This window comes from Pseudochelatococcus sp. (assembly GCF_050946405.1).
Taxonomy (GTDB): Bacteria; Pseudomonadota; Alphaproteobacteria; order Rhizobiales; family Beijerinckiaceae; genus Pseudochelatococcus.
In genome coordinates this window covers 118,491-131,468 of record NZ_JBMNUS010000003.1, presented here as the reverse complement: position 1 = coordinate 131,468, position 12,978 = coordinate 118,491, and the positions used below count along the sequence as shown (strand labels likewise).

Annotated in this window: 12 protein-coding genes; 4 read left to right on the top strand and 8 right to left on the bottom strand. The window is 67.8% G+C overall.

The window, feature by feature from the left end; all coding sequences use genetic code 11:
- Nucleotides 1-52: 52 nt before the first annotated feature.
- The 6 genes from ACOYJQ_RS07000 to recO all read right to left on the bottom strand — a co-directional run bounded on the left by ACOYJQ_RS07000 (nt 53) and on the right by recO (nt 7,865).
- On the bottom strand, nt 53-1,309 hold the full coding sequence (locus ACOYJQ_RS07000) for an FtsX-like permease family protein (protein ID WP_433457324.1): 1,257 nt from the start codon (nt 1,307-1,309) through the stop codon (nt 53-55).
- Nucleotides 1,306-2,010 carry an ABC transporter ATP-binding protein gene (locus ACOYJQ_RS06995; RefSeq protein WP_433457323.1) on the bottom strand — a complete coding sequence of 235 codons (705 nt, stop codon included), beginning with the start codon at nt 2,008-2,010 and terminating at the stop codon, nt 1,306-1,308. The genes ACOYJQ_RS07000 and ACOYJQ_RS06995 overlap by 4 nt, the downstream gene beginning before the upstream one ends.
- The gene (locus ACOYJQ_RS06990; protein WP_433457322.1) at nt 2,010-2,495 is read right to left on the bottom strand and encodes a hypothetical protein; all 486 of its coding nucleotides are present in this window, start codon (nt 2,493-2,495) and stop codon (nt 2,010-2,012) included. Before ACOYJQ_RS06990 ends, ACOYJQ_RS06995 begins: the two co-directional genes overlap by 1 nt.
- Nucleotides 2,496-2,726: 231 nt before the next feature.
- Nucleotides 2,727-4,475, bottom strand: a complete 1,749-nt coding sequence (locus tag ACOYJQ_RS06985) for an alkaline phosphatase (RefSeq protein WP_433457321.1) — start codon at nt 4,473-4,475, stop codon at nt 2,727-2,729.
- Nucleotides 4,476-4,688: 213 nt separating this feature from the next.
- On the bottom strand, nt 4,689-6,950 hold the full coding sequence (parC, locus tag ACOYJQ_RS06980; protein ID WP_433457320.1) for a DNA topoisomerase IV subunit A: 2,262 nt from the start codon (nt 6,948-6,950) through the stop codon (nt 4,689-4,691).
- A gap of 174 nt (nt 6,951-7,124) precedes the next feature.
- A complete protein-coding gene (gene recO / locus ACOYJQ_RS06975; RefSeq protein ID WP_433457319.1) occupies nt 7,125-7,865 on the bottom strand; it encodes a DNA repair protein RecO in 741 nt (246 codons plus the stop codon).
- A gap of 99 nt (nt 7,866-7,964) precedes the next feature.
- Between recO and ACOYJQ_RS06970 the strand changes: the two genes are divergently transcribed.
- The gene (locus tag ACOYJQ_RS06970; protein WP_433457318.1) at nt 7,965-9,206 is read left to right on the top strand and encodes a TIGR03862 family flavoprotein; all 1,242 of its coding nucleotides are present in this window, start codon (nt 7,965-7,967) and stop codon (nt 9,204-9,206) included.
- Here ACOYJQ_RS06970 and chpT read toward each other — a convergent pair whose 3' ends face one another.
- Entirely contained in the window at nt 9,207-9,857 is a 651-nt protein-coding gene (gene chpT / locus ACOYJQ_RS06965; protein WP_433457317.1) for a histidine phosphotransferase ChpT, read from the bottom strand.
- 203 nt (nt 9,858-10,060) lie between these two features.
- Between chpT and cysQ the strand changes: the two genes are divergently transcribed.
- The 3 genes from cysQ (at nt 10,061) to ACOYJQ_RS06950 (ending at nt 12,405) form a co-directional block, all read left to right on the top strand.
- Complete coding sequence (gene cysQ / locus ACOYJQ_RS06960) at nt 10,061-10,993, top strand: 3'(2'),5'-bisphosphate nucleotidase CysQ (protein WP_433457316.1); 933 nt, start codon at nt 10,061-10,063, stop codon at nt 10,991-10,993.
- A 112-nt stretch (nt 10,994-11,105) separates the two neighbouring features.
- Complete coding sequence (locus tag ACOYJQ_RS06955) at nt 11,106-11,789, top strand: DUF1134 domain-containing protein (RefSeq protein WP_433457315.1); 684 nt, start codon at nt 11,106-11,108, stop codon at nt 11,787-11,789.
- A 28-nt stretch (nt 11,790-11,817) separates the two neighbouring features.
- Entirely contained in the window at nt 11,818-12,405 is a 588-nt protein-coding gene (locus ACOYJQ_RS06950) for a hypothetical protein (protein WP_433457314.1), read from the top strand.
- A gap of 42 nt (nt 12,406-12,447) precedes the next feature.
- On the opposite strand, the gene ACOYJQ_RS06945 is transcribed toward ACOYJQ_RS06950, so the two are convergent.
- The gene (locus ACOYJQ_RS06945) at nt 12,448-12,867 is read right to left on the bottom strand and encodes a methylglyoxal synthase (RefSeq protein WP_433457313.1); all 420 of its coding nucleotides are present in this window, start codon (nt 12,865-12,867) and stop codon (nt 12,448-12,450) included.
- Between the last annotated feature and the right edge of the window lie 111 nt (nt 12,868-12,978).

The following is a 12,978-nucleotide window of genomic DNA, read 5'->3' as shown; positions in this document are numbered from 1 at the left end:
CTGCATTATAGGCATAATCCACGCATCGGGTCCCGAATTACCGGCAGGGCTGTCACGCCCTCAGCGCAGCCGCGGGCGGCTGACGGTAGGCGAGCCATGCGGGCACGAGCGCGATGACGGCGGCGACCAGCAGCAGCAGACCGGCGAAGCCGATGTCGCCCGCCTCCAGCGTCACCGGCAGGACGATGCCGCTTTCCCGGGTGAAGACGGAAGCCGCGACCTTCGCGCCGACATAGCCGAGCCCCACGCCCAACCCCACACCGAGGCCGATAAGCAGCAACAGTTCCACCCACACCACGCCGAAGATGGCCCCGCGCGGCGCGCCGAGCGCGCGAAGGGCGCCGATTTGCCGCCGGCGCTGGGACAGATGCACCACGGACACCAGCACGACCGCCGCGCCGACGAGCGCCTGCGTGCCGATGGCGATCGCCGTCAACACCAGCCGGGCATCGCCGAGCGTCGCATAAAGGCGCGTGAGCACCTCGGCCGGAAACACGCCGACCGTCGTATCCGCGCGATATTCCTGCCGGATCTGGTAGGCGTTGGCGATCGATCGCGGTTTCACGATGATGGCGGGCACGCCGGGAATGTCATCGTGCCACGGCGGGCCGAGATGATCCGCCGCCGCGTGGTCCTGCGCGCCATCGTGGTCATGGTCGTGGTCGTCCGCTTCCGCGGTTCCCGCGCTTGCCGGCGCTCCCATGCCGTGAATGCTCCAGACGGTCTCGATGGGCACGAGAATCGCCCGGTCCCACGGCGTGCCGGTGGGCGCGAGGCGGCCTGTCACGGTATAGGCGAGTTCGTCGTGGCTGTGCCCGCCCTCGCCGGGCTGGCCATGGATGGGCTTTACCGTGTCGCCCTGCCGCAGATCGACCAGCGCGCCGATCACGGCGTCCGTCCGTCCGCGGAAGATCTCGCCCTCGGCGAGCGGGCGCTGGCCCTTGTCGGTCAGAAACTCGTTCGTGGTGCCGACGATGGGCGAGCCCTGAAACGAATCGCCGAACCCCACCGGCGCAGCCCAGGCGACGCGCGGATCCTCGGACAACTTCTTCAGCACCGCGCCCGGCAGCAGCGTGAGCGGAGCCGGCTGGAGGAACACCGAACTCAGCACGAGCTGCGTCTCGCTGCCGGCCGCGCCGACGATGACGTCGAAACGATCGGCGGCGCGGGCGCTGCCAAGGCGCAGGGCGCGCTCCTGAATGCCGACCGCGATACCGAGCGCCGTCGCAAGGCCGATCAGCAGCACGATCACCAGCGAGCCGGCCCAAAGACGGCGCAGATCGGCCAGAATGAAACGAACCGGAATCATGGCGTCACCTGCTCCTGCTGCGCGGCCTGGGTCGTATCCTCGACGATGCGCCCGGCGACCAGCCGCAGCCGGCGCGGCAGGCGCGCGGCAAGGCGCGGGTCGTGCGTGACGGCGATCAGCGTGGCCTTCTCCTCGGCGGCGAGCTCCGTCAGCAAATCGCCAACCACGGCGCCGCTCGCGACGTCGAGGCTCGCCGTGGGTTCGTCGGCAACCAGCACGGCCGGCTTGCCGAGCAGCGCACGCGCCACCGCGACGCGCTGCATCTCGCCGCGCGACATGGTTTCGATGCGCTGGCCGTGCCGTTTCAGCCCGACGCGCTCCAGCAGCGCCGCGGCGCGCTGCCGCAGCGCGGCCGGCACCGACAGCACGCGGAAGCGAACCGGCAGCAGCACGTTCTCGATGGCGCTGAGGCCCGGAAACAGGTGGAACTCCTGCATGACGAGCCCGACATGCGTGGCGCGCCACGCATCGCGCTGCGATTCGGAAAGGCGCGCGAGATCGGTGTCTCCCCACCGCACGATACCCCGGTCGGGCTTTTCGAGGCCGGTGATGACATTGATCAGCGTCGTCTTGCCGGACCCGGACGGGCCGGTGACGACGACGTTCTCGCCGGGCGCGATCTCGAGTTTCGCGATGTCGAGCACCGGTGCGTCGAGGCCCGGAAAGCTCACCCTCACGTCGGAAAGGAACAGCGCGGTCATCAGATGGACCTGAACCTGGCCTGCGTCAGACGCAGCTGGCTGACGAAGCCGGTTTCGGGGTCGGTCCACGACCCGATCTCCAGCGTGCCCGTGACCTCGATGGTCTGGTTGGACTGCACGAAGGTCTGCTTGTCGCCCAGATAGACGACAACGATGTCCTCCGGCCAGTCGGCATCCGACGAGCAGAAGGGGCACAGCGCCATCGGCATCTTCGTGAGCACGAAGAACTTGGATTCGGCCTTCAGCGGCGGCGCCATGAAACCGCGCATCGATACCCGCTTGCCCGTGAACGTCTTGACGCGCTCTGAAAACTCCAGCCCCAGGGCCGAGAATTTGCCGTAGAGCTGCTCGAACGTCAGCGTATTGTCATCCGCGCGGGCGGGAGCCAGGAAGCCCGGCAAGGCGAGCGCGGCGGCCGCGCCCAGCCCCGCGCGCACGACATCGCGCCGCGACGGTTGACCGTATATTGATGACGAAAGTTTCATGCCAGCCTCCGATAGCCATCCCGCACCGATGCCGGAAAAGCCGATGCCTCTCGCGGGCAGATGTCGGACAACCGCAACGGAACGTCCATTCAATTCTCGTTTACCCATCACAGAAAAGCGGAAACAACACATTGCGACAACGCAACATCATTGCGCCCTAGCGTTTTCGCCATTCCCACAATACAAAATCCGGGCGGTTTCCCGCCCGGATCGAAACGCGGTATCGCCTGATTACTGCTTGGCGCCGAGCGCGAGGGCGTCGACAACCACGCGGTAAACGTCCGAGTTCTCCATGTAACCCTTCAGGTTCTCGGAGCCGGGACCCTGCGACTGCAGCACCACGTCGTCGACGGCATGCACGCCGGTGTCGCCGTCACGCGGGATGTTGCCGATGCGCAGCACGGCGCCGGGGATGTCCTTGTACTGCTCGTTGGCGACGTACTGGTCCTTCTCGTTCTTGATCGCGGGAACGAAGGGGCCGTCGAGCTTCGGACGCCACGTCTCGTAGTAGTCCGGGAAGTTGTTGGCGAAGATGGCGAGACGCTTGCTGACGTTGATGTCGTCAGGATAGGTGTCGCCGTCCTTGTCCTCGTAGTTCGGGAAGCCGGCGTCCTGATAGGTGCCGACCTTCTCGCGCATCTCCTCGCCCGGCTTGTTGTCGTCGATCGTGCCGATGAGGGCAACGCCGTGGGTGTGGTCGGCGGTGACGATGATCAGCGTGTCGGGGTTCTTCTCGGCGAACTCGCGCGCAACGCCGATGGCGTTGTCGAACTCGATCGTCTCGACGACGGCGCGGTCCCAGTCGAGCGGGTGCGACATCTTGTCGACGGAAGCGCCCTCGACCATCAGCACGAAGCCGTCTTCGTTCTTCGACAGCACGTCGAGCGCCGCCTTCGTCATGTCCACGAGACCGGGCTGGTTCGGGAACTTGCCGACCGAACCCTTCTTGAGGAACTGACGGTCGAGCAGCGTATCCATGTTGCCGGTGTGGAACAGGCCGAGGACCTTGCCGGAGTTCGTCTCGGCGGCGGCCTTGATCAGCTCGTCGCGGTCGGTGGCGACGGCGAAGCCTTCGTCACGGAACTTGGCGATGTAGTCGATGTCGTCCTTGCGCTTGGAGCCGGGCGTGGACTGCGGCAGGAAGTAGGCCGAGCCGCCGCCGAGCAGCACGTCGGGAAGCACGGCGAAGTGCATGCCGACGATCTTGTCCTTGTCGGCGCGCTTGCGGGTGTTGGAGACGAGCGCCGCCGGGGTCGCGTCTTCCACCTCGGCGGTGGTGACGATGCCGAGCTTCTTGTTCGGCGCGGCGCGGCGCAGCGCCTGGCCCAGGGTTTCCTGCTTCGGATGCTCGAGCGAGTCCTTGGCGCGGCTGAGATAGACGCCGAGCGCGTTCACCGCCGACTTGTGGCCGGTGAAGTAGGCGGACGCCGTGTTCGCGCTGTCGGCGGCGATCGAGTCGGTGCTCGACGTGCCGATGAAAGCGAGGTTCGGCAGGTAGTCCATGTTCAGCTTGGCGTTCGCCTTGCCCTCGGTGTTGCCGCGCGACATGACGCGGGCAGCCGTGCGGTGGGCGACCGACATGCCGTCGGCGATGAGGAAGATCACGTTCTTCGCGACGGGCGTCTCGGCGGTGCCGTAAACTTCCCACGTCACGGTCTTCGCGGGCGCGCCGGCGACGCTGGCCTCGATCTTGTAGGTGCCGGGCTTGGTGATGACGACGTCGTCCAGGCGGACGGCCGAAGCATCAGCGTCCTTTTCCTTCTCGATGAACTCGGCCTTCTTGCCGAGAACCGAGGCATAATCCTCGCCGTTCACCAGAATCTTGACGTCGGCTTCCTTCACGACCTCGGGAAACTCGACCTTGAAATCGAACTTCGAGCCGGAAAGGATCGTCGCGCGATCGATCGGATAGATCGTCTGCGCACCAGCGACGCCCGGCACAAGCGCCACGGCCGTCGCGACCAACCAATAATGTCGCATGCTGAAATTCCCCGCGTTTGCAGAAACACTTAGCCTATCCGCGCCGACACGGCGTCACGCACGGCGGCATTGCCGGGACAGTAGAAATGCCGCATGTCAGGCAGATGACCGAATGCGAAAAAGCGGAGAAATACTTTACATTCCAACATGGATACATAATAACGTTTCATTATGAAATGTTATTACATTAAGCACCCTGCAAGGCCGCCACGATTACTGAAACCTGTTGTTGCGCGGAAAGCCCTTCGGCGGCAGGCGGCCGCCATCGGCGCGGTTGCCGAGCCAGGCGCGGATATCGGCTTCCGGCACGGTCCATGTCCGGCCGGAAGTATCCGTCCACGTCAAGCCGTCCGCAAGGTTGAAGACGCGCGCATCGGCGATGCCGCCGTCGCCGTAACGTTGCAGGCGCACGCCGCGGCCGCGCGCCATTTCCGGCACCTGCGTCAGCGGAAACACGAGGAGCTTCCGGTTTTCGCCGACGACGGCGACGTGATCGCCGCGCACGGGGACGCACAGGCGCGCACGGTCCTTGCCGGCGGCGTCGAGATTCAGCACCTGCTTGCCCTTGCGGGTGTTGGCCACGATGTCATCCGCCGGCGCGACGAAACCGCGCCCGTCGGAAGCGACCAGCAACAGTTTCTCGCCCGGAACATACGGAAAAGCGGCGACGATGCCGGCATTCTCGTCGATATCCGCCATCAGCCGCAGCGGATCGCCGACGCCGCGTCCGCCCGGCAGCTTCGCGGCGTCGAGGGTGTAGACGCGCCCGTCATCCGCCAGCACCAGGATGCGCGCCGTCGTCTCCGTCGCGAACGACAGGAACAGCCCGTCGTCGCCTTTGAACTGAAGGCTTGACAGATCGACACCGTGCCCCTTCAGCGCCCTGATCCAGCCCTTGACGGACAGCACGACCGTGATCGGCTCCCGCTCGACCATCGCTCCGGTCAGATCGACGTCGGCCGTTTCCGGCGCCTCGGCGAAGGTGGTGCGCCGCTTGCCGAGCGCGGTTTCCGGGCCGAAAAGCTTGCGCACCTCGCGCACCTCGCCGGCCACGACCTTCCATTGCTTTTCGTCGGAAGCGAGCAGCGCCTCGATGCCGGCGCGTTCCTCCGTCAGCTTTTCGTGCTCGCGGCGCAGTTCCATCTCCTCCAGCTTGCGCAGCGAGCGCAGGCGGGTGTTGAGAATGGCCTCCGCCTGCATGTCGGTCAGCGAAAAGGCCGCGATCAGCGCAGGCTTCGCCTCGTCCTCCTCGCGGATAATCCTGATCACGCGGTCGAGATCGAGATAGATGATCAGCAGGCCGTCGAGAATTTCGAGGCGGCGCACGATCTCGCCCAGCCGGAAGCGGGAGCGGCGCAGCAGCACCTCGCGGCGGTGGCCGAGCCATTCGCGCAGCACCTCGGCGAGATCGAGCACCTTCGGTATCTGCCCGCCTGCCAGCACGTTGAGGTTGAGCGGCAGGCGCGATTCGAGTTCCGTCAGCCGGAACAGCGACTCCATCATCAGCACGTCGTCGACGGCCCTGGTGCGCGGCTCGATGACGATGCGGATGTCCTCCGCCGATTCGTCGCGGATATCGGCGACCAGCGGCAGCTTCTTCGCCAGCAACAGATCGGCGGTCTTCTCGATGAGCCGCCCCTTCGTCACGCCGTAGGGAATCTCGGTGACGACAGCCAGCCACTGGCCGCGCGCGCCCTCTTCCCGCGACCAGCGGGCGCGGACGCGAAAGCCGCCCCGCCCCGTGCGGTAGGCCTCGGCGATGGTGGCGCGATCGTCGACGATCACGCCGCCGGTGGGCAGGTCCGGCCCCTGCACGAAGGTCAGCAGGCTGTCGACATCCGCCTGCGGGTGCGCGATCAGGTAAAGCGCGGCGTCGCACAGCTCGGCCGCGTTGTGGGGCGGAATGGACGTCGCCATGCCGACCGCGATGCCCTGCGCGCCGTTCGCCAGCAGGTTGGGAAACGCGGCCGGCAACACGATCGGCTCGCGATTCGTTTCGTCGTAGGTATCGCGAAAATCGACGGCGTCCTCGTCGATGCCCTGCAACAGCAACTGGGCGACGGTGGTGAGCCGCGCCTCGGTATAACGCATGGCGGCGGCGTTATCGCCGTCGATATTGCCGAAATTGCCCTGCCCCTCGATCAGCGGATAGCGCTGGGCGAAATCCTGCGCGAGCCGCACCAGCGCGTCGTAGATCGACTGGTCGCCATGCGGATGGAACTGGCCCATGACATCGCCCACGACGCGCGCGGACTTCTTGAACCCGGCGCCCGGATCGAGCCGCAGCAGCCGCATGCCGTACAGAATGCGCCTGTGCACGGGCTTGAGGCCGTCGCGCGCATCCGGCAAGGCGCGATGCATGATGGTGGAGAGCGCATAGGCGAGATAGCGCTCCTCCAGCGCGGCGCGCAGGGCGACTTCCTCCACGTTGCCGTCATGGCCGCCCGCCGGCGGCAGATCCGCTTTCTTGCCCATCGAATCCCTGAAACCCGCCCCGATCCCGCACGCGAGCACGCCGTCATGTCACGGAAACGACGGCATGCTCCAAGTTGTCGATTGCGGGCACATCCCGATCGATCGGATGATTCCATCCGACCGAAATATGCCCGGCGCGAACATATACCGAACGATATCCGCCGCCGCAAGCCGTCATTCCAGCAGGGCGAGGAAGCGGGCGCGCGCGTCCGGCAACGGCGCATCGCGCGGGGCGAAGAGATGACGCGCGAGGAAGTGGCCGGTGAGCGCAAAACCCTGCCGCACGGCGTCAACGCCGGGATGGCCCGCGCCCGCCATGAAGCCCCGCCCGCTGTCGGCATCCCGCAGGAAGGCGGGCAGCGGCAGCAGCCTGTCATGGTAGGACGCGCCCGCGCGCAGCGACACCGCCCGGCCCGATCTTGGCGACACATAGACCAGTTCCTGCGTCGCGCCGGTGACGGCGCATTGCGCCAGATCGAGGCCGAAGCCGAATTCCGCCAGCAGCGCCAGTTCGAAGCGCACCAGCAGAACCGGGGCGACGTGCGGATCGTCGAGATGATCGAGCACCACCAGGGCGGCGTCGTAGAGGGCGGGATGGGGATCGTGCTCCGGCAGCAGCCGCAGCAGCGCGGCGAGCAGGCCGAGGCCGTTGAGCGACAGCGGCGAATCGAGAAAGCGCGCCGCGCGCGAGACCGTGCCCTCGACGCGGTAGTGCCCCAACTGGTTCTCGATGCGTCCCTGCCACGCGGCCGCGACCGAATTGCCCGGCTGGAGCACGGGTTGCAGGCGCGGCGAACGGCCGCCCCGCACCAGCCCGGCGTGACGGCCGCGCGCGCGCGTCAGCAGATCGAGGATGACGCTCGTCTCCCCGTGCCGCCTGATGCCGAGCACGATGCCTTCGTCCTGCCATTGCATGCCGCTTCATAACATGAATCGTGCGCCGCGCCGCGCCGTGCTATGGGGCATGCTCGACTCTGGGGGCTTTTGGGCGGCGTTTCCGCCGTGGAGTGAAAATTGTCGCCTGACAATCATGCGAAAAAAATCGTCGCCGTCGTCGGCGCCGGCCCGGCGGGGCTGATCGCGGCCGAGGAGCTGGCGCGCGCGGGGCATGCCGTCACCGTTTTCGAGCGCATGCCCTCGCCGGCGCGAAAATTCCTGATGGCCGGGCGCGGCGGCCTCAACCTGACCCACGCCGAACCGCTGGAGCAATTCCTGCGGCGCTACGGAGAGGCGCGCGCCTGGCTCGAACCCGCGATCCGCGCCTTCTCGCCCGCGCGCCTGCGCGGCTGGAGCGCGGACTTGGGCGAGCCTACCTTCGAGGGATCGAGCCGGCGCGTCTTTCCGCGCTCCTACAAGGCGACGCCCCTGCTGCGTGCGTGGCTCGGGCGGCTGGAAAAGCTCGGCGTCGCCTTCGCCTTCCGTCACCGATGGCTCGGCTTTGCGGATGACGCGGGCTCACACTCCGGGCTGCTCTTCGCCACGCCGGAGGGCGAACGCATCGTCGCCGCGGATGCCACGCTGCTCGCGCTCGGCGGCGCGTCGTGGCCGCGTCTGGGATCGGATGGCGGCTGGGTCGGGACGCTGCGCGACATGGGCGTCGCGGTCGCCGATCTGCGCCCGGCCAATTGCGGTTTCACGGTTGCCTGGTCCGATGTCTTCCGCGCCCGCGCCGAGGGCGAGCCGCTGAAGCGCGTCGCGCTCCATGCGGAAGGGCTCACCGCCAACGGCGAGGCGATGATCACGGCGAGCGGCATCGAGGGCGGCGCGGTCTATGCGCTGTCGGCGGCGCTGCGCGACGCCATCGACCGCGATGGCGAGGCCGTTCTGACCATCGACCTGCAAACCGGCATGAGCGTGGCCGAACTCGCCTGGCGGCTGGAGCGGGCGCGCGCGGGCCAATCGGCATCGACCACCCTGCGCAAGGTCGCCGGCCTGTCGCCGGCGGCGGCGCTGCTGGTGCGCGAGCCCGGCCCGCTGCCCGCCTCGCCGCAGGCGCTCGCAGCGCTCGTCAAGGCCGTGCCGCTGCGCCTCACCGGCACGCAGCCGCTGGCGCGCGCCATCTCGTCGGCGGGCGGCGTCCGCATGGCGGAACTCGACGACGCCTTCATGCTGCGCCGGAAGCCCGGCGTGTTCGCCGCCGGCGAGATGCTCGACTGGGAAGCGCCGACCGGCGGCTATCTGTTGCAGGCGACATTCGCCACCGGCCACGCGGCGGCATGCGGCATCCTGCGGTATCTGGCGGGCGCGACCGCCTGATCAGACGGCGGGATCGGCGCTGATGGTGACGATGTCGCCGTCGATGGCGAAGCTCACGTCGAGCCCCGCCGCCCTGGCCACGAGCCCGGTGTAGAACGCCTGAATGCCGTGGGCGTCCACCTCGCCGGTGGCGGAGCGCCCGGCGACGAGTTCCTGCGCGTTGACGGGAATGCGCGCCTGCGGCCCCTGCGCCGTGACGGTGAAGCGCGTTTCGGCGGTCGAGGCGCCGAAATCGATATCGACCGTGATGCGCCCGCCGCGCGGAATGGCGTTGGTCGCCACCAGAATGAGGTTGAGCAGCAGCTTGACCTTGTTCTTGGGCAGCAGGCGGCGCTCGGCGTTCCAGCCCAGCGACAGCTTGTCGTCGTGAATGAAGCCCTTGGCGACCTGCTCGGCGTCGCCCAGATCGATCTCCGCGCCGGCGGACCCGGCCGCGCCGAAGGCGAGCCGCGCGAACTGGAGGCGGGCGGAAGCCTGACGCGCGCTCTTCTTGATGAGATCGAGCGCGAACTCCTTCATCGAGGCGTCGTCTTCGTCCTCCAGCACTTCGAGACCGTTGACGATGGCGCCCACCGGGCTGATGACGTCGTGGCACACCCGGCTGCACAGCAAGGCGGCGAGGTCGAGTGCGTCGAGGTTGACAGAAGTCATGGGAGCTCCGCGAGCGAGAAAATCCGTTGCCGTTCCGATAGCCCGGGCGTGCGGCGATGTGGCGCGCGGCGACAAGGCGGCTCCCGAACCGGCAACGTGCGAAAAAACCTGTTACACGGCCCTGCCAGACTTGAAAAGCAGCCGCAGCCCACGCTAACCAAATCAGGTTAACAGATCGTCAGGCCAACCGGATGGAACCGCCCGTGCCCGCGCCCACGTCCTCGAACAAGCCCGCCCTCCCCGATCCGCGCGATTTCCCGCCCGACGACGCCACGCGCGACGTTCTCCGGTGGCGCGAGCCCGATATCCGCGACCGCCTCGCCGACCATCTCGGCGAGATCGCGCGCCTTGCCGGCGGCCTCATCCTGGCGGCGGTCGCGCGCGGCTTCAACGTCTACACCAAACCGGACGGCTCGCGCTACACGGATGCGGACGTGGAGGCGGAGCGCTACATTCTCGATGCGCTGGCAGCGCATTTCCCCGACGTGCCCGTCATCGCCGAAGAAGACACGGCGGCACGCGCCGAAACCGGCGAGAGCCCGCGCGACGTGGCGGCCGGCCGGGCCTTCTTTCTCGTCGATCCGCTCGACGGCACGCGCGACTTCACCACCGGCGGCCTCGAATACACGGTCAACATCGCGGCGATCGTCGACGGCGCACCTGTCGCGGGGGCGGTCTACGCGCCGGCCAGCGGCCTGCTGTGGATCGGCGGCGCCCATGCGGCCGCCACGAAGCGCGCGCCGCACGAGCCGCGCCCGGCGCGGGGCGACTGGCGCGCCATCCACACCCGCAAGGCGCCCGCCGGGGGGCTGACGGCGCTCGCGAGCCGGCGTCACGGAGACGGCCGCACCGAGGATTTTCTGGCGCGCCTGCCCGTGCGCGAACGCCGCTCCGCTTCCTCGTCGGTCAAGTTCTGCGTCGTCGCGCAGGGCGAGGCGGACGTCTATCCGCGTTTCGGCCCCACCATGGAATGGGATACGGCGGCGGGAGACGCCGTGCTGCGCGCGGCGGGCGGCATCGTCACCGATGCGGCCGGCAACCCCTTCGCCTACGGGTGCCGGCACGAGGGCCATGTTAACGGACCATTCATCGCATGGGGCGATTGTAGCTGCGTCGACATCTTCATCCGGCCGTGAAAGAAGCGCGACGGCGATCGCCTCGTGACAGCCACAGTCGACATGAATACTGCTCCGGCCGTCGCAGACCGGCGGCAGGGGCCGACCGGCGACGCCTCAGGAGGAACAGCGCATGGATACGTCATCGCGCGACACGAAGCGGCGGGGTTTCGCGCGGCCGGATGTCACACGGCGCACGATGCTCGCCCTTTCGGCGAGCGCCGGCCTCGCGGCGCTGCCGACCGGCCGCACGGCCCTCGCCCAGCAACCGCCGCCCGGCTTCCAGCCCGCGCCCGAGGGCGGCGAAACCTTCAACGTGGAGGAGATCGTCGATTCGGGGCATCGCTTCTTCGGCTCGGCCTCGCGCGGGCTGGCGCTCGCGGTGCAGGACGTCTTTCAGCGCTGGGGCAGGCCCAACGGCTACATTCTGGGGCAGGAAGCCGCCGGCGCCTTCTTCGGCGGGCTGCGCTACGGCGAGGGCAAGCTCTACACGCGCGGCATCAACACGGGCGGCGCGGGCGAGCGGAACGTTTTCTGGCAAGGCCCCTCGCTGGGGTTCGATTTCGGCGGCTCCGGCAACAGGACGATGATACTCGTCTATCACCTGCCGTCGATCGACCATATGTTTCAGCGTTTCGCCGGCCTGGACGGTTCGGCCTATCTGGTCGCCGGCTTCGCCGTTTCGGCGCTCGGCGGGCGGGGAGAAAACGGGCAGGACGTGCTGCTCGTGCCGATCCGCACCGGCGTGGGGTTGAAGCTCGGCATCAACATCGGCTACCTCAAGTTCACGCCGCAGGCCACCTGGAATCCGTTCTGACATGCAGTCCCGAGGATGACGTCCTGACGTGCTTGAAACCATCCTGATCTTCGCGGCCGGCTTCCTGACGGCCGCCGTGCTGGCGCTGATGATCCTGCCCGGCATCAACGCGCGGGCCGCTCGTCTCGCGCGGCGACGGCTGGAGGCACAGTTTCCCGTCTCCACCGACGAACTCACGGCGCAGATGGACTACATCCGCGCCGAAGGCGCGGTGGCGCTGCGCAAGGCCGAGCGCCTGCTCGAAAAGGAACGCGAGGCGCGCGCGCGGCACCGGACGGAAGCGGGCGCCATCGAGGCGACCCTGCGCCGGCAGACGCTTGCCGACGCCGCGACGCTGGAAACGCTTCGGCAGGACAACGAGACCCTGCGGCGCGAGGAAGAGCGGTTGACGGCGGAACTCGACGCCGTGACCGAAGACCGCGACGCCAGACGCATCGCTATCGTCGACCTCGAAACCCGGCTCGCCATCCTCGCCGCCAATCCCGTCACGCAGGAAAACGCGCTGCTGCGCCAGCGGATCGCGACGGTCGCGGATCAGATCATGGCGCTGACGAAGACGGAGGAAGCCGGGCCGGAGGCCGAGGCCGCCGCCGAGAAAGACGCGCTCCCCGCCTGAAAACCGAGAACAGGCCGCCCGCTCGCGCCCGTGCCTGCCGGCTCACGCCCGCCCGCCTGCCTCTGCCTCGACGGCGGACCCTTCCCCGCGCGCCAGCCCGGCCAGCACCATTTCGGCGCTGGCGCGGTTGAGAGCCATCGGCACGTCGTAAACGAGCGCCACGCGCATCAGCGCCTTCACATCGACATCGTGCGGCATGGGCGAGAGCGGATCGACGAAAAAGATCAGCGCGTCGATGCCGCTCTCGGCGATCAGCGCGCCGATCTGCTGATCGCCGCCATAGGGACCGCTCTTCAGCCGTCTGACGTCGAGTTCCGGGCAGCGCTCCATGATTCGCAGCCCGGTGGTGCCGGTCGCGAACAGCGTGCAATCGCCGAGAAAGGTCCGATGGCGCTCCGCGAAAGAGGCCATCTCGTCCTTCTTGGCATCGTGGGCGACAAGCGCCAACCTCACGGCAGTCATAGACCGGTTCCCATGCAGTCCGCCTTCTCCATCCGAACAACCTCGATAACCGCCTCGATTCACACTACAACAGGCGTTTGAAGGCAGCATAGCGCTTTTTCGGCGCAGGCG